This is a genomic window from Paenibacillus yanchengensis (assembly GCF_042684845.1).
GTDB classification, from domain to species: Bacteria; Bacillota; Bacilli; order Paenibacillales; family Paenibacillaceae; genus Pristimantibacillus; species Pristimantibacillus yanchengensis.
Genome location: NZ_JBHUMH010000057.1, coordinates 90,695 through 111,491, shown reverse-complemented (window position 1 = coordinate 111,491; position 20,797 = coordinate 90,695). Strand labels below are relative to the sequence as shown.

19 protein-coding genes are annotated in these 20,797 nt (G+C 38.3%); 10 read left to right on the top strand and 9 right to left on the bottom strand.

The genetic code is table 11. The annotated features are described in order from the left end of the window. The first annotated feature begins 753 nt into the window (after positions 1-753). Positions 754-1,866: a transposase gene (locus ACFSTH_RS15720; protein WP_377769504.1), complete on the top strand. Its 1,113-nt coding sequence runs from the start codon at positions 754-756 to the stop codon at positions 1,864-1,866. A 302-nt stretch (positions 1,867-2,168) separates the two neighbouring features. Here the strand turns inward: ACFSTH_RS15720 and ACFSTH_RS15715 are convergent, their stop codons facing one another. The 3 genes from ACFSTH_RS15715 to ACFSTH_RS15705 are packed head-to-tail and all read right to left on the bottom strand — an operon-like array spanning position 2,169 to position 5,184. Beyond that, a complete protein-coding gene (locus tag ACFSTH_RS15715; protein ID WP_377769502.1) occupies positions 2,169-3,101 on the bottom strand; it encodes a glycine betaine ABC transporter substrate-binding protein in 933 nt (310 codons plus the stop codon). 35 nt (positions 3,102-3,136) lie between these two features. Then, the gene (locus ACFSTH_RS15710) at positions 3,137-3,982 is read right to left on the bottom strand and encodes an ABC transporter permease (protein ID WP_377769500.1); all 846 of its coding nucleotides are present in this window, start codon (positions 3,980-3,982) and stop codon (positions 3,137-3,139) included. Positions 3,983-3,984: 2 nt separating this feature from the next. Then, positions 3,985-5,184 carry a quaternary amine ABC transporter ATP-binding protein gene (locus ACFSTH_RS15705; protein ID WP_377769498.1) on the bottom strand — a complete coding sequence of 400 codons (1,200 nt, stop codon included), beginning with the start codon at positions 5,182-5,184 and terminating at the stop codon, positions 3,985-3,987. Positions 5,185-5,442: 258 nt separating this feature from the next. Here ACFSTH_RS15705 and ACFSTH_RS15700 point away from each other — a divergent pair, with 258 nt between their 5' ends. Beyond that, entirely contained in the window at positions 5,443-6,012 is a 570-nt protein-coding gene (locus ACFSTH_RS15700; protein WP_377769496.1) for a GbsR/MarR family transcriptional regulator, read from the top strand. Between the two features lie 123 nt (positions 6,013-6,135). Next, positions 6,136-7,365 (top strand): alpha-D-ribose 1-methylphosphonate 5-triphosphate diphosphatase, encoded by a 1,230-nt coding sequence (locus tag ACFSTH_RS15695; protein WP_377769494.1) that lies wholly within the window; start codon positions 6,136-6,138, stop codon positions 7,363-7,365. Positions 7,366-7,417: 52 nt separating this feature from the next. Here the strand turns inward: ACFSTH_RS15695 and sspI are convergent, their stop codons facing one another. The 3 genes from sspI to ACFSTH_RS15680 form a co-directional block, all read right to left on the bottom strand. Continuing rightward, positions 7,418-7,657, bottom strand: a complete 240-nt coding sequence (gene sspI / locus ACFSTH_RS15690) for a small acid-soluble spore protein SspI (RefSeq protein ID WP_377769492.1) — start codon at positions 7,655-7,657, stop codon at positions 7,418-7,420. An 81-nt stretch (positions 7,658-7,738) separates the two neighbouring features. Next, positions 7,739-8,164 (bottom strand): type II toxin-antitoxin system HicB family antitoxin, encoded by a 426-nt coding sequence (locus tag ACFSTH_RS15685; RefSeq protein ID WP_377769491.1) that lies wholly within the window; start codon positions 8,162-8,164, stop codon positions 7,739-7,741. Between the two features lie 25 nt (positions 8,165-8,189). Continuing rightward, positions 8,190-8,381, bottom strand: a complete 192-nt coding sequence (locus ACFSTH_RS15680; RefSeq protein WP_377769490.1) for a type II toxin-antitoxin system HicA family toxin — start codon at positions 8,379-8,381, stop codon at positions 8,190-8,192. 195 nt (positions 8,382-8,576) lie between these two features. Between ACFSTH_RS15680 and ACFSTH_RS15675 the strand changes: the two genes are divergently transcribed. The 3 genes from ACFSTH_RS15675 (at position 8,577) to ACFSTH_RS15665 (ending at position 11,426) form a co-directional block, all read left to right on the top strand. Continuing rightward, the gene (locus ACFSTH_RS15675; protein WP_377769488.1) at positions 8,577-9,407 is read left to right on the top strand and encodes a TrmH family RNA methyltransferase; all 831 of its coding nucleotides are present in this window, start codon (positions 8,577-8,579) and stop codon (positions 9,405-9,407) included. 228 nt (positions 9,408-9,635) lie between these two features. Continuing rightward, on the top strand, positions 9,636-10,502 hold the full coding sequence (locus ACFSTH_RS15670; RefSeq protein WP_377769487.1) for a phytanoyl-CoA dioxygenase family protein: 867 nt from the start codon (positions 9,636-9,638) through the stop codon (positions 10,500-10,502). Between the two features lie 57 nt (positions 10,503-10,559). Then, a complete protein-coding gene (locus ACFSTH_RS15665; RefSeq protein WP_377769485.1) occupies positions 10,560-11,426 on the top strand; it encodes a helix-turn-helix domain-containing protein in 867 nt (288 codons plus the stop codon). A 146-nt stretch (positions 11,427-11,572) separates the two neighbouring features. Here ACFSTH_RS15665 and ACFSTH_RS15660 read toward each other — a convergent pair whose 3' ends face one another. Then, complete coding sequence (locus ACFSTH_RS15660) at positions 11,573-13,480, bottom strand: DUF5696 domain-containing protein (protein WP_377769484.1); 1,908 nt, start codon at positions 13,478-13,480, stop codon at positions 11,573-11,575. 225 nt (positions 13,481-13,705) lie between these two features. Between ACFSTH_RS15660 and ACFSTH_RS15655 the strand changes: the two genes are divergently transcribed. Further along, on the top strand, positions 13,706-14,095 hold the full coding sequence (locus tag ACFSTH_RS15655; RefSeq protein ID WP_377769483.1) for a hypothetical protein: 390 nt from the start codon (positions 13,706-13,708) through the stop codon (positions 14,093-14,095). Between the two features lie 78 nt (positions 14,096-14,173). On the opposite strand, the gene ACFSTH_RS15650 is transcribed toward ACFSTH_RS15655, so the two are convergent. Continuing rightward, entirely contained in the window at positions 14,174-17,287 is a 3,114-nt protein-coding gene (locus tag ACFSTH_RS15650) for a glycoside hydrolase family 2 TIM barrel-domain containing protein (RefSeq protein WP_377769481.1), read from the bottom strand. Positions 17,288-17,398: 111 nt separating this feature from the next. Between ACFSTH_RS15650 and ACFSTH_RS15645 the strand changes: the two genes are divergently transcribed. Both ACFSTH_RS15645 and ACFSTH_RS15640 read left to right on the top strand, forming a co-directional pair. After that, positions 17,399-18,214 (top strand): AraC family transcriptional regulator, encoded by an 816-nt coding sequence (locus ACFSTH_RS15645; RefSeq protein WP_377769479.1) that lies wholly within the window; start codon positions 17,399-17,401, stop codon positions 18,212-18,214. A 108-nt stretch (positions 18,215-18,322) separates the two neighbouring features. Next, entirely contained in the window at positions 18,323-19,282 is a 960-nt protein-coding gene (locus tag ACFSTH_RS15640; protein WP_377769478.1) for a 3'-5' exoribonuclease YhaM family protein, read from the top strand. A 28-nt stretch (positions 19,283-19,310) separates the two neighbouring features. Here ACFSTH_RS15640 and ACFSTH_RS15635 read toward each other — a convergent pair whose 3' ends face one another. Then, positions 19,311-19,523, bottom strand: a complete 213-nt coding sequence (locus tag ACFSTH_RS15635; protein ID WP_377769477.1) for a hypothetical protein — start codon at positions 19,521-19,523, stop codon at positions 19,311-19,313. Positions 19,524-19,768: 245 nt separating this feature from the next. On the opposite strand from ACFSTH_RS15635, the gene ACFSTH_RS15630 reads away from it, so the two are divergent. Further along, positions 19,769-20,650 carry a sugar phosphate isomerase/epimerase family protein gene (locus ACFSTH_RS15630; RefSeq protein WP_377769517.1) on the top strand — a complete coding sequence of 294 codons (882 nt, stop codon included), beginning with the start codon at positions 19,769-19,771 and terminating at the stop codon, positions 20,648-20,650. Positions 20,651-20,797 lie beyond the last annotated feature (147 nt).

The window sequence follows — 20,797 nt, the reverse complement described above, 5'->3', positions numbered from 1 at the left end:
GAACTTTCCGTTCTTCTATTCCCGCATGACCATGGACTGCTCCAATCCATTGTTACTAACGGTTTCTATCCCTTCATGTCGTTCCATCTCATCCGAGTTATCTGAGATCCTGCGAATAAGCGAGCATCGTGAGTAATCCCGTTCAAATTGAGGGAGTATCAAAAAACACTCAATATTTGCTTTATATACCAACTTAAATATATTCTCCTACAGATATAAATACAAATACAAATGGACAGATAAAGATTCAGTTAGAAATACATATTAATACCCTTATCTATCCCTCACCCAAGTCTATTTGAAACCTCACACTAACTTATTTTACAAAAAGCATTAATAGGAAGGAATTCTCGATCTGATTACAATTATGAAAAGTTTGAAATAACACTACCGTAAAAGTAGAAGCAAATTAGAAGAAAAAAAGGATTAAAATGGAAAAAGATAGAAAAAAGATTGGAAAAACATAAATGAATTATTAGTAAAAATAAAAGTGAATGAATAGAAATTGTGTAGGAAGATAGAAGAAAAGTAGCAGACAAGTAGAAGAAATGCAGAGGCAAATAATTAAAAAAATGTAAAAAAATATAAAAATATGTAATAAAACAGATAAAAGTAAGCGGAAAAGGAGGGAGAAAAAGCAATAATTTTTTGTATAGAAAGCATTGACGAGAGAACATTTGTTCTATATAATATAATTATGAATAAGAACAAATGTTCTCTGTTTTTAATTAAAGTTTAAGGGAGGGTATACGGATGGTCAATAAGGAGGAAATATTAGCAATACTCTTTCGTGTGCCATATATTCGCAATCGTCAGCGGATGTCCGAATATCCATATGTAGAAGAATTACTTTGTATGTGGAACGACTTTGTGCTACAGTTTCCTGACGAGGAAGCTTGCTATATATTTTTATGTAAGAAAAAGTGGCCTAACGGATTTCGTTGTCCGAGGTGTCATAATGTAGCCGCTAGCAAAATAACAACGCGAAAAATGCCTATTTACCAATGTTATCATTGTCAACACCAAACGACGTTAACTGCGGGTACGATTATGGAACAAACACGACTTCCTTTACAAAAATGGCTCGCCGCATTCTTTTTTCTGTCATTAGATCAAGTAGGTGTAAATGCATTTCAACTACATTTGTTGTTGCAAGTAACTTATAAGACGGCTTGGGCATTACACCGTAAAATTCGTCAAACGATTAGTCAAACAGACATTAATTGTTTATTGGGTGAACCTATGGTAGCTAATGATTGTGAAAAAAACATAATACATACTACTAAAATAAATAATATTAAAGCAGTTAATAATGCACATCAGATGAATAATAGTGGAACAGATACTGTTGAACCTAGCGGTGTGCAAGTAGAGTGTGTTCATAATAAACAAAATACGTATGGCATTATGTTCGAACGTGCACCACAACATAAAGCTGTTATGATAGCATTTGAAATGAGCGAATCTAATCACTCATCCTACAGCTCAACTTTACAGCAAATGAAAATTAAACAAATACCAGTTAAGTATATGGTCAGTTCGTGTTATGGTAATCGTGTATTGACTCCATATGTGGAAGCGTTTAAAAAGAATCACTTTGCAAACAAAATTACTGTAACTCATGCTCCACGAATGTCCTACTACAAAAGAAAAGTAATTCAAAGAGCATTCGATACGATAATGCATCGTTTTAATCAAACGTATGGAGCGACGATTGGTAACAAGTACCTACAATTATACTACGATGAAGTGTGCTTCTATTATTTTGCTATAGCGCAACAAATATCTATTTTTCAACGGTTGGCTCAACTCAGTATGTCTTGGTGCAAAAGTAAATCTCACATAAGTAATCTGCTATCTCGTTGAGTAGCCGTCAAAATACTAATCATGTTTAAATGATAACCTCATAAATTTTTAAACTTTTACATTGTTATATTTTTATTTTTTTTAAATCCTGGATTTTAAATAGTAAGTTTTAAATCTATAAATTTTTAAGTCATTAAAAAGTTGAATGGAATATTTAAGTATTGCCCTATTGTTACTGAGCCAGAGGGATACGATTTGAAAGGTTGAAACGGGATATAGTGTACCATAGCTGCAATAAAAAAAAGCTAGGGAGATCGATTCAAAATCGAAAGGATTCCCTAACTTAACGTTAATTCGAGTTGTTATTCAGCTAACCAGCTATCGACTTTATCGCTGTTAGCATCTACCCATGTTTTGGCAGCTTCTTCTGGAGATACTCCTTCAGCGATATCGATCATTACTTTTTCCATATCTGCTGCTTCCCAGTTAAATTTGTCTAAAAATGCGTAAGCTTCTGGAGCATCTTCTTTTAGACCAGTACGAACGATAGTGTGAATTTTTTCATCTTGACCGAAGACAGCTTTGGGATCTTCTAGATATTTGAGATCCATTTTAGCAAACTTCCAGTGTGGGGTCCAACCAGTAACTACTATTGGTTCTTCAGCGGCATAAGCACGCTCTAATTCTTTTGTCATAGCAGCTGATGAACTTTCTAACAACGTCCATTTATCTTTTAGTCCATATTCTTCAAATACCTTTTCGGCAGTACCCATAATTCCAGCGCCAGGCTCAATTCCAGTAATGGTGTAGTTCAATGAAGAACCAATTTCATCTGTTAAGTCTTCGATGCTATTGATATCCATGTAACTTGGCACAACAAAACCTAGTTTTGTTCCACTCATGTTTTCTCCCAAATCTTCGAACTTACCTTCGTTCATTTTTACGTACTCTTCGTGAGTAGTTGGAAGCCAAGCTGCGACCATAGCGTCAGCACTTCCGTCAGAGATTCCAGCCCACATAGGACCGGCATCTACTTGCAGCATAGTTACTTTATATCCAAGCTTTTGTTCCAATACTTCTCGGACAACGTTTGTACTTGCAATTTCTGAATCCCAAGCCACATAAGCTAGTTTAATTTCCTTTGAAGCATTAGGGGAAGGATTAGATGAGCCACCATTATTACCATTTGCATTACTGTTGCCAGCTCCACCTCCGCCACCGCCACATGCTGCAAGTAAAGCAACGATAACGAGTAAACTAGATAGTACTGTCCATTTTTTCTTGTTTTTAAACAAAATAACCACTCCTTATTATAATTAAAATTAGAATTTTATGAATCAGATGTTTTTTTGGTTTTATTCATGACTTGTTGGGTTAGACGGTCTAAAATTATCGCGATAATAACGATAGCTAATCCAGCTTCGAAGCCAACACCTGTTTTCCCTTGTGTAACAGAACGATATACTAATGCTCCTACACCTTGGGCACCAATCATGGAGGCGATAACTACCATCGATAGTGATAGCATAATTGTTTGGTTGATTCCTGCCATAATAGTTGGCATTGCTAATGGTAACTGTAGTTTAAACAGTTTCTGAGAAGGTGTGGAACCGAAAGCATCAGCTGCTTCCACCAGTTCTTCAGGTACTTGTCTGATACCTAGATTGGTTAAACGAATCGTTGGCGGAATCGCAAAGATAATGGAAGATATAACCCCCGGTACGACACCAAGACGGAAAAATGTAATGGCAGGTAGCAGATAGACAAACGCAGGCATTGTCTGCATAAAGTCTAAAATAGGTGTTACAATTTTTTGGATGGAACGACTAGCAGAACATAATATTCCAATTGGCACACCTACCAAAATCGAAATGGCGGCTGCGGTAAGTACTAGAGCGAGTGTTTGCATCGTTTGGCTCCACAGACCTAAATTATCGATGAGCAATAATCCAATGGCTGTGAAAACACCCATTCTCCATTTTCCTAAATACCACGCTAAAGCAGAAAAGATAATTATAACTACAATTGCTGGAAAATATATGAGTGAAGCGTTAATTAAATTTACAACATAATCAATGCTAATTCTGATTACATCGAAAAAAGGACCAAAGTTGACGTCGAGCCATTTTTCAATAGCTTCAATCCATGAGGCAAGCGGAAGTTTAGGAAGATTCATATTTAATTTTCATCTCCTATTCCGTTATTACCTGCTAATGCCGCAAATACGAGACCTTTGATGATGACACCTTTTAATTTTCCTTCATCATCAATAACGGCAACAGGGAGTTTATTTTGACCCATCACTTCAAACAGTTCGTTAATGGCTGTATCTGGTGAAGTGGTAGGAATTATATTCAATGGTTTCATTGCTGTTTCTAAATTCTCATTAACTTTAATCGCATTCGCTGCTTGTTCCGCAGTTATAGCTCCTAATAATTTTTTGGATCGATCCACAACGTATAAGCTGGATACGCCTCTATCTCTCATAAATTGTAGAGCGACTCGAGGACCTTTGTCTGGTGTAATTGTTTCGGCTTTGCTCATTACGTGAGTAGCAGTTAGCACTTTAGATAAATCTACGTCTTCAATAAAACGCTCCACATATTTGTTTGCCGGATTCATCATAATTTCTTCTGGAGTGCCAATTTGTACGATTGTTCCATCTTTCATTAGCGCGATACGATCGCCTAAGCGTAGTGCTTCATCCAAATCATGGGTAATGAATACAATTGTTTTTTGCATTTTCGCTTGTAATTGAATTAATTCATCTTGCATGTCTTTGCGAATAAGTGGATCTAGTGCACTAAACGCTTCGTCCATTAATAATACTTCTGGATCGTTCGCTAGCCCACGTGCTAACCCAACGCGTTGCTGCATACCACCACTTAATTGATTCGGATAGCTATTTTCATAACCGTGCAGTCCAACCAATTCTAACGATTCGATCGCCATTGTGCGTCGTTCTTTTTTTGGTATTCCTTGAATTTCTAATCCATACTCAATGTTTTCCACTACTGTTCGATGTGGAAAAAGTGCAAACTTTTGAAAGACCATACCAATGTTTTTTCGTCTAAATTGACGCAATTGTTCGGCAGACATTTTAAGTACGTCCGTTCCGTTAAATAGTAGCTGACCATTTGTAGGCTCGATTAGTCGATTCAACAATCGAACTAGCGTTGACTTACCGCTCCCGGATAATCCCATAATGACAAATATTTGTCCTGGATCAATAGAAAAGCTGGCTTGATTCACTCCAACTGTCAATTTGGTTTCAGCTAAAATTTTATCTTTTGTCCATCCTTGTTCAAGGAGCGGGATCGCTTTTTTCGGATCGGACCCGAAAATTTTTGTTAGCTTTCTCGCTTCTATGATGCTCATAAAGTGCCCCCCTCTGTCATAAACACGTGAATTACGTGACTATACAAGTGTAGATTGATTTGGCAGTAATGGTCAAAGTGTCTGACAGCTCGTATAGTCCGTACAGTTTAAACTTTACAAACTTATTATAGTGTATACTACGTTTAACTCCCTTTTTCGCTAGTATGCCCATATAGTGTATTCTTTACTATGTTGTGCTTGTAGCTTACAATGAGAAGGGAAGTAGTAGCGGCTTAGGTCGCTTTCGGGAGGATTAACATGGATGAACTTGCGCTATTATCAGAGGATCAACTATTAAAACTACAAACGGTACGTAGCAGAGTCATTGATTCCATAGGTAAAAACATGGATTTGTACGGCGTAACGATGTCGATTGGTCATTTGTATGGAACAATGTATTTTAATGAACAACCTGTAACACTAGATGAAATGAGTTCCGCTATGGGAATGAGTAAAACATCAATTAGTACGGGTATGCGAACATTGCAAAATTTGAAAATGATTAATAAGGTATGGGGTAGAGGTTCGCGTAAAGATCTTTATGAAGTCGTACCGGATTGGCATCAAAACTTTAGTGATTATTTTTCGATTCGCTGGCGTAAAGCAGTGGAACAGAATATGACAATACTTCGTAAATCATTGCAAGAGCTTGAGCAGTTAATAGAAAAGTATCCAGATGATGAACAACTACAGTTAATTGTAAGCACAGATCAGCAGAAAATAACGGAAGCTTTGCAATATTACAACTGGTTGGAGCGATTAATTTCCTCACTCGAAACAGGTGAAATATTTCAATATATACCGAAGGAATCAGACTTGAATTCTTAAATATAAAAATAAAATAATTCTCATGGAAACTGCTTCTCGTCTATCAGACAAGTGAGCAGTTTTTTGTTATGATATACTGTAAGATGTTGTAATTAATTACTAAAAGAAAGAAGGGATTTATGAATGGAAATCGAGTATAACGAAGTAACGTTAATAATAAACGGACAACTTGTATTAGCAGAAGAAATTGTACAAGTTGCTCTTGCTATACATAATGGAATAATCATTGAAATTTTTGATAGTACAGAAGAAATGATGCGTTGGAAGGAACAATTTACAGTTAATTTTGCTCAGAAACTCCAGATCATCGATGCTCAAGGGCAGTATGTATTGCCTGGGATGATCGATATTCATTGTGATACGATTGAGAAAGAAGTAGAACCACGACCTAATACATTGTTTCCATTACCGTTTGCTTTTATGGAATTCGAACGAAAACTACCGCTGTATGGCATTACAACGATGTATCATTCTCTATCATTAGGTGTAGGATTAAGTTTGCGCGGGGAAGATAAATTAGCACAGATGGTGGAGTGGATTAATACATATCGTAAGCAAAGAGCGATGGTGAGAAATAGAATTCATTTGCGTTATGAAGTGTCGCATTTAACTGGAATGAAATTAGCCAAACAATATATTGAAACGAATAAAATTGACTTTCTCTCTTTTATGGATCATTCGCCTGGACAGGGACAATATCGTAAGCCTGATTCCTTTGAACGTTATGTGATGAAAAATCAAGGTGTTACACGTGATGAAGTAGGTGCGATTGTGGCAGAATTGCAAGAGAGAAGAACGCAAGTGGATTGGAAGGCATTACAAGAACTAGCTCAAGCGGCCAAAAACAAAGGTATTGCTATAGCATCGCATGATGACGATACGCAAGAACAGGTGGATAAGTCGATAAGTCGTGGAGCTATAATTAGTGAGTTTCCGATTGATTTGCAAACTGCTCAGTACGCTACCGAACAGGGGATGTATATATGTGTAGGAGCGCCTAATATTGTAAGAGGCGGTTCCCATGATTTGAACTTACGAGCTACCGATGCAATTAAGCAGCATGCTGCTCATATTATTTGTTCGGATTATCATCCTTCATCTCTACTAGCTGCTGTTTTTAAATTAGCCGATGAGCAAGTATTAAGTTTACCTGCTGCAGTGAAAATGGTTAGTTTACATCCTGCAGCAGCAATGGGAATAGCAGAAAAATGTGGTTCTATAGCAGTTGGTAAGTACGCTGATTTGTTATTCGTTGATCGTTATGAGCAAATTCCGTGGATAACGACTACTATTGTAGGCGGTAAGATGGTCTATCAAACGAATCCAAGCGAGCAAGCGATTGGAAATTATTAGTTTTGGTGAAAAAAGTTGCCGTAAACAGTGGAACAATTCACTTGTCAAACAGTTAGTCAAATGATGTGGTACTATCGATTGGAATATTAGCCAAATGTTTGTGTAGATGGGATATTAGTTGCTGCCGGGTTGATTCGTCGCATTCTTTCCATATCATTTCGAATAATACACCTAGACCTGGTAATGCTTCTTCTTTGTAGTCAATGGAATCATGGATAATTTGTTGTAATTCTTCTTCACTTTTTCCATAAACACGTAATAAAATAGCTTGACGTAAATTAATATTTACCATTAATTGAAAACCTCCCATAGTACATTAGACGATTGCTTTATTATGCCCTTTTTAAAAAAATATAGACAAAAGAAGCAACCATTACGGTTGCTTCTCTGTGATACCAAGCTTTTCTTTCAAGGCAAATTGCAACGTTTGGGAAAAGTTAAGACCAGCTTCTTCCGCTTCGTCGTTAAGCCATTGAGGAATGGTTAAGGTCTTTTTAACCGCACGATTCTGCAACTCGTCACGAATAGGTGCTGTTTTTGCAGAGATAATGTTAACAAAAGTACCTTCAGCCGCATCAACTGGAATGAGTTTGCTATTGGGGCTGGATGCTTTTGGGATAGGATCGCCATCACGTTCCATTCCGTACAAATGCAGTGCCAGTGCTTCCTGAGCCATACGTAACCCATCAGCAATGTCATCGCCTTCTGTGACACATCCCGGAAGATTGGGAAATGTAATTGTAAATCCATTGTGCTCGTTCGGTTCAAAAACAGCCGGATATAGGTACAAACTTGACATTATATAAACCTCCTTGGAGGACTCCTTATAGGAGCTCTGCCTGTTTGAGTATTGTTTTAATGGTCTTTGGTGCAAGTTCTTTCTTGGGATGAGGAATAGTCACTTTCCCTGACTTGCTTGGATGTTTAAACTGATGATGACTTCCCACTATGGCGACCAATCTCCAACCGTCGTTTTCAATTATTTTAATGAGTTCCCGGGAAGTGATATTCTTCATGATGCCCTCCTTTCTATCTTTATTATAACACGTGCTAATGGTACGTGTAAACTTGCAATACGTATCATTAACACGTGTTTGTTTGGATTAAACCAACTTGTGCCCTTGATATTACTAAGATATCTCTTTATTATTGTGATAATGTAACTTCATGTTATAATAAGAGTTCATTATGTACGGAAGGTTGCTGCAAGCATGTTAACAAATCATCCCTATATCGCTTCACCACATAATATGAGAGTGAAACAATGGGCATCTTTATTAGAGAAAAAATATCGAGATCGAATCGGTCAGTTTATTGTAGAAGGAGTACATCTTGTATTGGAGGCACTGAAAGCTGGTGCTGCCGTATCGGTTGTCGTTTATGATGTTGATCGAGGGATACCGAAAGAACTACTACCATTTGTCCCAACTACAAAACATGCTGTACAAGCCACTCAAGCAGCAACTCCAGAGTGGGTGCAAGCATCAGCTGCAGCAATTGCCAAATGTACTGGTACAGATACTGCGCCGCCAGTATTTGCTATCGTTGGTAAATTGCAAACACATACAGCAGCTTTATATAAACAGGATTCCTTAGTTATTTTATTGGATGGTATTCGCGATCCAGGTAATGCAGGGACGATTATTCGAAGTGCCGATGCTGCTGGTGCCGATGCCGTCATACTAGGAAGAGGCTGTGTTGATCTTTATAATCCCAAAACGGTTCGTTCCACGATGGGATCGTTGTTTCATCTGCCTATTATTGAAGCGGATTTATTCACTTTATTGCAGGAAGCGAAACAGCACCGGATGAATGTAATTGGAACAAGTTTGGCAGCAACTAACACTTGCTATAGCTATAATTGGACCAATCCAACTTGGCTGTTAATGGGCAGTGAATCGGAAGGTTTATCACCAGAATTACAACAAATGACTAATGAATCGCTTATTATTCCGATGGCAGGTGATTCTGAATCACTTAATGTGGCGATGGCAAGTACGATCCTGTTATTCGAAGCAATGAGACAGCGGAAATTTAACTAACGAAAGACTGGAAAATGGTCGGCGATCTGCCTTGCCAATTTCCAGTCTTTTTTATTTATTTCTTATTCTCAATAGCGCAGTCTGTTTAAATTTCATTAAATTTACCGGAAGATTTGATCAATAGATGAACGATGAAACAAATACAACGCTTACAACAGATGCTACGATAGAGATGTAATAAATATCACATTACTACTATTAAAACCGTTGTTGTAGGAGGGTAAATCGATGAATATATTTGAATTTGGTGGAAGTTTGACACAAGAACAGCGTGAGTTTTATGATCTGGAAGGGTACTTGGTGTTACCAAACTTGTTAACCGAAGCAGAGTTAGCACCGGCTAGAGAAGCGATGATGCAGAAAGTTGATATGATTGCGAATGATCTTTATTCCGATGGCTTAATAACGGATAAAAGAGAGAATTCTCCATTTGAAACTAGATTAGCCGAAATATTCGAAGATTTATCACATGATCACTTTTTAAAATATGGTCGGAGCTGGCGCGATCGAATTCCAGGCTATTATACGTTAATGAGTAATTCTAAAATATTAGATGCGGTAGAATCTTTAATCGGTGGTGAATTATTTTCGAATCCAGTTTATAATGTCCGTCCAAAAGTGCCGAAAGTAGCAGCGGGTGCAGTTCCTTGGCACCAAGATAAGTCCTACTGGCCAGATGCTAATGCCAATCCGGTTATTACAGTATGGATTCCGCTTGTAGATGCTACTGAATTAAATGGATGTTTGCATATTAAACCACGTACTCATCGGAAAAAAGTGTTGAAATGGCACCAAGAAACAACGACGGGTACAGGTTATACAGCTTTAAAAGAGGAACAGTTGGGCAATACAGAAACGGTAGTTTTACCAGTTACGGCAGGAAGTGCTATTTTGTTCAACGATCGTTGTTTGCACATGTCCACTCCGAATAATTCAACGGAAGTTCGCTGGAGTGTAGATTTACGTTATCAGCCGACAGATCAAGATCCGATGATTGGTCATGGTGCGGGATTTTTGGCTCGAAGTTATATTGCTCCAGAGAAGGTTATTACGCTCGATGATTGGATGGCTGAGAGATTAGAACGTCAATTGTAGTCACTTTACTACTCACTGCAATTATGTCATGATGAGATAAAAAAGGCGAGGTTGACCATGACAGCCTTATTAGAATTGGATCCATCGCTTCGTGCCGCACATTATTATCGCTTCCCGCTTGCACGTAATGACGTAGAGTCATTTAGAATGGGTTATTGTTATGCTATTCATTTGGTAGCAGGTGGGAGTGGTTCGATTACGGTGGCAGAAAAAGTATACCCACTTAAAAAAGGCGATTTGATTTTTCTACCACCTTTATTGGAACATGCTTTTTATGCTAAACCAGATTATTTGCTAGAAACATATAATTTGTATATCGATCCTTGGGAAAAGCGCTTTACGCCACATCATATTATTTGGGATAGAGCTGATTTTGATCCGTCGTTGTTAACGGATATTAGACATAAAGAAGAATTTTCGCATATTGCGTATGTTACGAACATTCCTTATTATTCTTTTTTAAGCCAGACTATTGTACAGGTAGTTGAAAAGTTTGATAAGCAATCTCCGTATGACACTGCTATCGTTCATCATTTGCTGCGAACAATTATTTGGGAGATGGTAGTTTTATCAACAGAACATACTGCTTTTGCGGATTATCGCATTGCTTCACTGTTAGATCAAGTAGAAAAGCAAGCGACGAATAATAAAGGTTATCGTGCGTGGTTAGCACAATGTGATTTGCAAAAAACACAATTGTATAGCTTGTTTAAACAAGCTACGGGAATGTCTCCAAAAAAGTATTGGCAGCGAGCTTTGATGAAAAATATTGAAACCGCTTTGTTAGAAAGTAATCGTACGGTGACGATGGTTGCGGAAGATTTCGGATTTTCTTCCGTTCACCATTTTACGAAACAGTTTACGTTATTTTATGGTGTTTCACCTACAGAGTTTCGTACTGGCAGACGGAGTGGGAAGCGATAAAATGAAAAGACGCTATATTGAGCAATATTCAGGGGTGGATGCAACTGTAGGTCCCTGTATAGATATGCTCAATATAGCGTTTTTGTATGGAGAAAATATCGCTTTGCGTTGAAAGGTTATATGTTAGTGACGCTAGTAATTAAGGGTTAGTTGATGGAAGTGATCGTAGTTCCGTCTTCCGCTACAATAACAAACGTGTCTTCATCTAGGTCGATTTCCACTATTGTTCCATTAGCAAAAGTAGTGAGTTGTCTCCGATAGTTATTATCGACGAAGGAATGATTAGTCATCTCTAACGTACCTACTGTAGCATGTAAGTTTGCAAGTAATCGCACGATGTTTAATTCCTCGTCCGTTGCTTCAATCGACAAGTATGGTACACCGCCATGAAGTAATCCATGTAAGTATCCTAAATCTTGTTCGGGAATGCCCCAGTCGCCACGCCCTAATGACCAAGGTACAACGATAGTGTCGTGATATACAAGTGAAAATAAAGGAACGGGAATTCCCATAGCTGGACCACCACCAGGTCCGGGATATAGCGCATAAGGAGCATGATGAACCAAATCTAGATGAGGAATTGCCCAATCTGCTGGTTCTTCCGAGCTAATGATCATATTGCGAGCACGAATTTCTTCAAAGCAAGAAGCTCGATGTTCTAACGATGCGGTTCGGCTCATCATATGCGCAGGATCGTAGCATTCGTCCCCTGGCACAACGGCAAATACATCAATGTAGACACCATCTGGCTGTACATTATTTGCTGCCAGTTGATTATAATTTCGTTGCACGTAGTCTTTGGAAAATGTAGTACATAAAAAGCTGTGTGCACCACCAGCCCATATATCACAATATTCAGCACTTCCATCTTGGTTTTTGATGGTCAGTTGATCGTTATAGCTGGCTGCATCGTGGTAGAAATCACGATAATTGTCATGGATAGCGAACAAAATATCGTTGTCTTTACACGTATTTTGTAGTGATTTCATTCCTTCATATCCTCCGCCACGTGGGCTTGGTGGTATAACATCGGGATGCTGATTATCGTATCCGGCTAGCCCCCAACCATCTACATGAACATAAATCGACTGCCCATATCGCGCTTTTAATTGTACTAACTGTTCAGCTCTTTCGGCAAAGGTAATTACTTTGTCGTTATTTTCAAGATTTTCAGTATCATAATAATCAGAAACTGGTTTGACAAACGTATGCACGGAAGTGTGGACGATAGCGCTTCCTTGTAGTTTGGCAAGCTGTGGTGTTGTAGCTATTTTCTCTTGTAACGTTTTTAAGTTACCATAGCTTTTTACGTAGTTACGGTATATTTTTGCCATCGTTACATAATTCATATTTGCTTGAAAGCGATAACGCAATTTGCGATTATACCGCAAATTACCTAAAGAGTGAATCCAGATCGTTTCCATTTCGCTGTGAAGATGTGGAATATGCTCCATTGTAAGCCGAGCATCATCTGCTGTCTCTATGATAGCGATATATCCGTTATTGTTTTTTACTTGTCCCCACCAAGGCATATAGCCATCTCTGTCATAAATAACACCGCCGTGGTATCGTCGAACGGGCTTATCCCAAGTAGCTGGCAAAATATATCCTTGCATCGCAGGTAGGACTGTGTAATCGTGTTCATTCGAGCCGTTAAAAGAAAACGCTCCCGGCCAAACGGTTTCGGCAACATGATCACTGTGGACGAGGTGGGTTTGAAAGATGACATCGCTATCATAAGTATTTAATTGTACGGATATGATGACGGTAATAGGTGATATTTCAGTCGGCAATAGGAAATGCTCGAGTTTTATTTGGATACTGTGGAATGTCCCAGATTCTACATAACTAAACTGTTTGGTTAAGGCAGATTGTAAAGTAATAACATGTTGTGACTTTTTGTCAAATCCAATCGTTAGTCGTGCGGCTTCCTTATTTGTTTTCCAAGTGGCATCGTTTGTTTGAATGGATACGGTTAGATCTTGCTTATTGACTATTACTGTTGTGTTGGCATGCTCCATCGTTATTATTTGCTCAGCTTCATGAAAATTCACGCTATTCATCCTTTCAATCATGTAATTAAATAAGATGGTCTATATAGCTACTGTACTGTTTTCCTCAATAGGTAGCTACAGTTAATAATTAATGTCATACGCAAAAATTCAATTTACGATTGTTACACAGGTTATAAAAAAATGGGCTCGCTTCATTTTTGGTATAAGTAAGGAAAATAGAAGCACACTACTAATACAAAATGGAAAGGAAAGGGGAAAGTTAAGATGCAGCGAACAGAGCGAATGATAGAATTGTTACAAGCATCGAAGCAAATTACTGATCATATGGAAAGAAACGATCAAGCTGCTAATCAGTTAATGGAGTTAAATCAATTGTTGCAACATCTGGTAGCAGAAATGAATGATGATCATTACGATGAGAAATACCTACTTGAACGAATACGACAAGCAAAAACAATTGTAGCAAATATGGAGAACACGGCAGAAAATAACTACTTAATGGAAACAAGCGGTGATATAGATAAGTTCGAATCGCTGTCAATTGAAGAGCAAGCAGAGAATAATGATGCTTATCATGAAAAAATTGATTACTTAAGTTTGAAAAAAGTGAATGAAAATATGGATAAAATAATGACAATGATTGAATCTCATTAACAGGAAAAACTCTGCATCGTGCTACGCGAAGATGCAGAGTTTTTTTAAAATGAATGTAACATGCGAATCGTATCTTAGTTAGTCGATTATGCCAATAGTAAAATTATATTGATAAGCACGATTGGTTAACAAGGTGAATTGCTCGTGTGTTTTTGCTCCCCAACTGTCGTCCCCGCCAACACCCATCTGTTTGTAATTGATACGTAAAACACTTTTCGTACTGGTTGGCAACTTATGCAAATGATCATGTGTTTCAAGTTCTGCAGGTGACCAAGGAAGTATGTTTACTTCTAATGGAATAGAAGCAGCTTCGAACTGCAAGCCAGTGCCATTAGTGCTAGCAGTGATGCTTGCGTAGCGAACATCTGTTTTATTGCCGCATTCTTGTGGTCGAATATACGGTGTGAATTGTTCCGCCACAGTACCACTGAATTGCCCAATGCGTGCGCTAGTTTTACGATCCCAATAGTTTTCGTGAGGACCACGACCATACCAAGAGATAGTATCAAACGTATGCTTTAAGACGAACATCATGCCGATTTCAGGAATTTCTGGAAGACCTGCTCCTGGTGTGAATGCATAGTTTACATCGATTAGCCCTTGCGGACGAATACGGTATTCGATTTTTAATGTAGAGATAGGATACGTATTGATCTGATAGAAACTTGTAACTTTTACTGAGTTACCTTCTATCATAAAATCGAAAGTTAACAAAGTACGCTGTTCGTGTGCGTCTCGCCAAATGCCTGCTCGCATAGGTAATTTATTACCAAGGTCGTTATCGATTTTAGCTCGCCAAAAGTTAGGTCTCACTGGTTCAAGCAAGCTTTCTTCTCCATGAAGTACAAAGGATTGCAGATCACCGCTAGTGCGATCAAATGCTACAGAAAAATGAGTGCCACTAATTTGTAAAGTTTGCTCAGCCGCATTCACTGATAGTGGATCGCTCTGTTTTGTAGTAGCTAGTGGCAAGGTTGGTTGATATGGTGTTAATATAAACTGCTCCCAAGAATCTTCATGTCCTTGCTCTGCCCAGTCCGTTGCTTGATTTTTTACAATAGAAACAGTCAGAATTGCTTCTTTGTCTATTACTGTTGGTTGTTCAAAAGGCACTTGTAATTGGACGGTTTGTCCAGGAGACACATCAAGAACCATCGTTCCTTGTTGTGCTTGTTCACCATTGTAAGTTACGGTCCAAACTAACGTATATTCGTTTAAGTTAGTAAATAAATAGCGATTCGTTAGTTGAACGATTCCTTGTTTATAATCGCTCATTTCTATTTTAATATGCTGGTAGCATTTTTTTACTTCTTCAAGCTTCGGAGTGACGGTTTGATCAGCAAAGATCAGTCCATTACCGCAGAAGTTTCCATCGTGTGGCTGCTCGCCAAAATCGCCGCCATATGCTAAATATTCGATACCGTCTTCTGTTTTAGTTAAAATCGCTTGATCAATCCAGTCCCAAATAAAAGCACCTTGTAATATGTCGTATTTGTCAAATAGCTCCCAATAAAGATGAAGCCCACCACAAGAGTTCCCCATAGCATGACTATATTCACAGATGATATAAGGTTTTTTTGGATTAGAAAGGGCATACTTTTCTACTTCTGCTGGTTTAATGTACATGGTAGATTCCATATCACTAGCAGCATCAGACTCACGAGCATGGAATACTCCTTCATAATGGACTAAGCGTGTAGCATCTTTTTCTTTGAAAAAGTTGTACATCTCGATAAAATTAGTACCACCGAATGATTCATTTCCTAGTGACCAAATAATAATCGAGGGATGGTTTTTGTCCCGTTGTAGCATCGAGTTACTGCGATCAATGACGTTGCTCGTCCAAGCTGGATTGTTACCTGGTACGTTAGTTTCATTAACTGTTCCTTGACCGTAGACCCATGTGTCATGCGTTTCTAAATTTACTTCGTCTATGACATAAAGACCATACTCATCACATAATTCATACCAAGTGGACTGATTAGGATAATGAGACGTTCGAACAGCATTTATATTGTAAGCTTTCATTAGTTTCACATCGCGAATCATTTCTTCTCTACCAATGGCTCTACCTTTGTCCTGTACAAATTCATGTCGATTAACACCTCTAAATACAATTCGTTGACCGTTTATTTTCATTAAACCATCTTTTAATTCAAACCTACGGAAACCAGTGCGACAACCAACGGCACTAATCGTTTGATTAGCTGCATCTCGCAAAGCTAGAACAACATGGTAGAGGTGCGGATATTCGGCACTCCATTGATTTGGCTTACTTACAGGAATCGATACATGATACGATGCTTGATCGGCGATGCCATTATGGATAGTGATTACTCGCTCTTCTAATAATTGTTGCTGATCATCATATAATTTGACAACTAGTTGTACGGGCTCCATCGTTGTTGAATTATAATTTTGGATCGAAACGTTGACAGCAAGTTCTCCGTCTTGATAGTGGTCATCAAGTAGACCGTTTACGGAAAAATCGTTAATAGATACGTTAGGAGTCGTATACAAAATAACATCACGGAAAATACCACTCATTCTCCAAAAGTCCTGATCCTCAAGCCAACTTGCATCGCACCAGCGGTAAACCTCTACCGCTAGTTTGTTCTCTCCGGCTACAAGGTAAGGTGTTAGATCGAAATCGGCGGAAGTAAAAGTATCTTCACTATAACCGACCAAATCACCATTCACCCAAACGTAAAAAGCAGACTCTACCCCTTTAAAACTAATAAATACGGGTTGTCCTTGCCATTGATCAGGTACTGTAAAGGTACGGATATAGGAACCAACAGGATTATATTTTGTCGGAGCAAATGGAGCTTTCAAATCAGGTTCTGAGACACTCCACGGATATTTTTTATTCGTATAATGTGGATAATCGTATCCTTCCATTTGCCAATGAGCAGGTACTTTAATAGAAGCCCAATCACTATAGTCATAATTCATTTCATAAAAGTTTTTGATTCGTTGTTCAGGTGTTTCTGCATAGGCGAACTTCCATGACCCATTTAGATTAAGTTGCAATGATGAAGTGTGGTGATCATTAAGTAAAGCCTCTTGTTCTGTTGGAAAATGCATCATATGAGCATAAGCCGGTAATCTATTTAGTTCGAATATTTCTGGGTTGTTGTTCCATTCTGGATAACCATTAGCTGGCGGTACGTATTGAAATTTTTGACGCATGATGACAACTCCTTTATTATATTCTTATATTGTCAGTATAATAGTTATGTATTTCTAATTAAATAAACGATATTGCTAATTTCTATTACTATTTGAAACGGAGTTGCTGAGATGAAAAGTAAGATGTCGTTTCCTCGAATAGAAGAATCACTGTTGCTTCCGCTGTATGTAACTTCCGTTGGATATTGGGAGCATCAAGATGAAACGGTTCGTCCGTTCGGATTTCCTGATTTTCAAATTCATCAAGTATTAAGTGGAAAAGGAGAGCTGCAATATTTGAATGATGAGAAAGTAGTTGGACCAGGCGATTTATTCGTGTTGTTTCCAGAAGTACCTCATCGTTATGTGCCACTTAGTAGTAAGTGGGAAGTTGCTTGGGTAGCGTTTAACGGACGAGAAGCGGGGCAATTATTATCATATGCTCGAATTAATGGGTCAGGAATTAGCCAGTTAAAAACAACTACCATTTTACAGTCATTACAAGAGTTGTTAATGTTAGATGATGAGGATAATGATGCAGAGATAAATCGCTCAAAGTTAATTTATACGTTGTTACTTGATTTGAAGAAAGAACTGATAGGATCAGCGAATGAAATACATGATGAGGAACGGCTTCGTCCAGCATTACAGTATATTCACAATCATTTGCATCGTAATTTAAACTTACAAGAGATAGCAAGTGCAGCTCATATGTCGGAGCAATATTTGTGCCGGTTATTTAAAAAAACATTAGCGATGCGCCCGATGGAATATATTAATCAAGAGAGAATTCGATTTAGTAAACGATTGATGTTTAAGAAGCGAAGCAAAAAGTTGTATGAAATTGCGCAAGAAGTTGGTTATGATAATGCTAGTTATTTTAGTGCAGTGTTTAAAAAGTATAGTGGGATGAGTCCTGAACAGTTTAAAAAGCTACATGGATTATAATGAAGAGGAACAATGAGCTATTTTACTTGATTAAAATGTAGCTTCCTATACACTATGAAATAGGTATCTATTTGTGATGGATAGTGATATTGATAGAAATGAGGGTAAATGATGTTAATTAAACAATTTGTAAGTGGGGATGAATTTACGGGGTTTTATTTGTTGAAAGAAGTGGAAGTAAAGCAAACGAGCGGCGGTGCGCCGAAAGAGTATTTGGATATTGTATTGTCGGATAGCAGCTCTTATATATCAGCAAAACTTTGGGATGCCAGCAAATTAGATGTGGAGACATTTGTGCCAATGACGGTAGTAAAAGTGCAAGGACTTGTACAAACGTATCGTGAAAGGTTACAAGTGAAAATTATTCGCCTTCGAAAAGCAGAAGAGGAGGATAACGTTTCGATTACAGATTTTATTCGTTCTGCACCAATTAGTACGGAGCAACTTGTGACAACGATAGAAAAAGTGATATCAGAAATGGAACATGCGGAGATAAAGGCGATTACTACGTATTGTTTTAATAAAGTAAAAGATGAACTATACGCTGCACCAGCTGCTAAAACGCACCACCATGCTTATTATGGCGGGCTTGCTTATCATATGGTACGTATGTTGGAGCTTGGAAAATTTGTTTGCGAACAGCGTCCTTTTTTACGAGCAGATTTGTTGTTGGCAGGTATCGTTTTGCATGATATTGCGAAGCCAGCGGAGATGAATTCATCGTACGGTATTGTATCGGATTATAGCAATCAAGGAAAATTACTTGGGCACATTCATTTGGCAGTGAGCTGGATTACAGAAGCAGCTATGAAGCTTGAGATTGCACTTGATGCTCCAGAAGTACTAGGATTACAGCACCTCGTATTATCTCACCATAACTTGCCAGAGTGGGGGAGTTCAATCCAGCCACAATTGCCAGAAGCAGTAGCGCTTCATTACATTGACGCTATTGATGCAAAACTACAAATGGTTGAAGACACGCTACATACAACGCCAGAGACTGAGGAATGGACGCCTTTTATACGTGGTTTGGAAAATAAAGCGATCTATCGTCTGCCGTTAAAATAGGTGCGAAAAAAGTAACGATGATAGGTTGTTACGATCGTAGAACGTAAAATTCACAAGCATTACGATCATAGTAGTTTAAATCAATGGGACTGGACTGTGTAACAACAGTTTGATCGTCAAAGCGGACAATCTGGGTACGAGAGTCCACCAGTTGATTATTGTTAAAAACTCGAATGAATTGCTTTTTTAAAGTAGCTTCTTCAAAGTCAATATCGGTCATTAAACGGCGATTAATAGACATAAAATATCTCCTAACTGTAAATAAAAATGAACAATATGTTTGTAAATGATGTTATGTTACATTGAATTCTTATCTATCATAGCGGATGAGATATAAAACGTACAGCTTAAAAAAGTGAAAAGTATACAGATCGTATAAGAAAAGGGCAATCAGAGTTAAATAGGGAATGGAGCAATATGTTAAAATGTAAAGGATAGTAAGACAGCCCTACTTTTGTATACCTATAGCGAGGAGAGTGACGTTTGGTGAAGTTTTCAGTCTTTACTGTTATGATGCCAGATTGTTCGGTTGAACGAACGATTCAATTACTACAGCAATACGGTTATGACGGTGTGGAGTGGCGATACGCCGCTATCCCATCGCAATACAAAGATGAGAAACCATCATTTTGGCGAAATAATTGGAGTACCGTTGATAAAAACAGTACACCAACAGAGCTTGCTAGTATTAAACAACAATGTGATCAGGCTAATTTGACTGTTACTAACTTGGCAGCGTATATTAGTTGCGGTGATTTGGCAGCGACAGAGCAAGCAATGCAAGCGGCACAGCAGCTAGGGTCTCCATCTATTCGAGTAGGAGTGCCAACCTATATTCGATCCAAAAGTTATCAGGAGCAATGGAGAGAAGCAAGAGGTTTTTTGGAAGAAGTAGTTCGATTAGCGAAAATATATGGTATAAAAGGATTAGTCGAAACACATCATAACCAAATTATTCCAAGTGCAACGGCGGCAAGGCGATTGTTAGATGGTTTAGATTCGCAATATGTTGGAGTAATTTATGACCCGGGAAATATGGTGTTTGAAGGGCATGAGCAATATCGGATGGCATTAGGCATTCTTGGGGAATATTTGGCACATGTTCACATAAAAAATGCAGAATGGTTAAAGCGACCTGTGATGTGGACTAAGCAAGGACTGCCTGAAGTGGTCGATAACAAGCATGATCCGGTATGGGAAGCGAACTGGTGTGCGGTTGCTAAAGGAGTAGTTCATTGGCCACAAGTGATTGCTGACTTAAAGGCGATTGGTTACAATGGCTGGTTAAGTTTTGAAGATTTCAGCGCTTCGGGAAGTACGGAGCAGTTGTTACAAACTAATCTACAATATATAAAGTCATTATTATAAATAAGATACATATTGAAGTAGAATAAGAGCAGTAATTAGATCAGGTCAACCAAATAATGGTTGACCTATTTTTGTTGTTACAAGCATAGCATGTATAAAGCACCGGACGAGAATACGTTATTTTACGACATAGGAGTGTGACTGAGA

Coding starts and splice junctions, on each gene's coding strand:
- ACFSTH_RS15655 (WP_377769483.1), top strand. CDS start 13,706: ATGCAGCGAACAGAGCGAATGATAGAATTGTTACAAGCATCGAAGCAA.
- ACFSTH_RS15695 (WP_377769494.1), top strand. CDS start 6,136: ATGGAAATCGAGTATAACGAAGTAACGTTAATAATAAACGGACAACTT.
- sspI (WP_377769492.1), bottom strand. CDS start 7,657: ATGGTAAATATTAATTTACGTCAAGCTATTTTATTACGTGTTTATGGA.
- ACFSTH_RS15700 (WP_377769496.1), top strand. CDS start 5,443: ATGGATGAACTTGCGCTATTATCAGAGGATCAACTATTAAAACTACAA.
- ACFSTH_RS15680 (WP_377769490.1), bottom strand. CDS start 8,381: ATGAAGAATATCACTTCCCGGGAACTCATTAAAATAATTGAAAACGAC.
- ACFSTH_RS15710 (WP_377769500.1), bottom strand. CDS start 3,982: ATGAATCTTCCTAAACTTCCGCTTGCCTCATGGATTGAAGCTATTGAA.
- ACFSTH_RS15675 (WP_377769488.1), top strand. CDS start 8,577: ATGTTAACAAATCATCCCTATATCGCTTCACCACATAATATGAGAGTG.
- ACFSTH_RS15635 (WP_377769477.1), bottom strand. CDS start 19,523: ATGTCTATTAATCGCCGTTTAATGACCGATATTGACTTTGAAGAAGCT.
- ACFSTH_RS15685 (WP_377769491.1), bottom strand. CDS start 8,164: ATGTCAAGTTTGTACCTATATCCGGCTGTTTTTGAACCGAACGAGCAC.
- ACFSTH_RS15705 (WP_377769498.1), bottom strand. CDS start 5,184: ATGAGCATCATAGAAGCGAGAAAGCTAACAAAAATTTTCGGGTCCGAT.
- ACFSTH_RS15645 (WP_377769479.1), top strand. CDS start 17,399: ATGAAAAGTAAGATGTCGTTTCCTCGAATAGAAGAATCACTGTTGCTT.
- ACFSTH_RS15665 (WP_377769485.1), top strand. CDS start 10,560: ATGACAGCCTTATTAGAATTGGATCCATCGCTTCGTGCCGCACATTAT.
- ACFSTH_RS15670 (WP_377769487.1), top strand. CDS start 9,636: ATGAATATATTTGAATTTGGTGGAAGTTTGACACAAGAACAGCGTGAG.
- ACFSTH_RS15720 (WP_377769504.1), top strand. CDS start 754: ATGGTCAATAAGGAGGAAATATTAGCAATACTCTTTCGTGTGCCATAT.
- ACFSTH_RS15650 (WP_377769481.1), bottom strand. CDS start 17,287: ATGCGTCAAAAATTTCAATACGTACCGCCAGCTAATGGTTATCCAGAA.
- ACFSTH_RS15640 (WP_377769478.1), top strand. CDS start 18,323: ATGATGTTAATTAAACAATTTGTAAGTGGGGATGAATTTACGGGGTTT.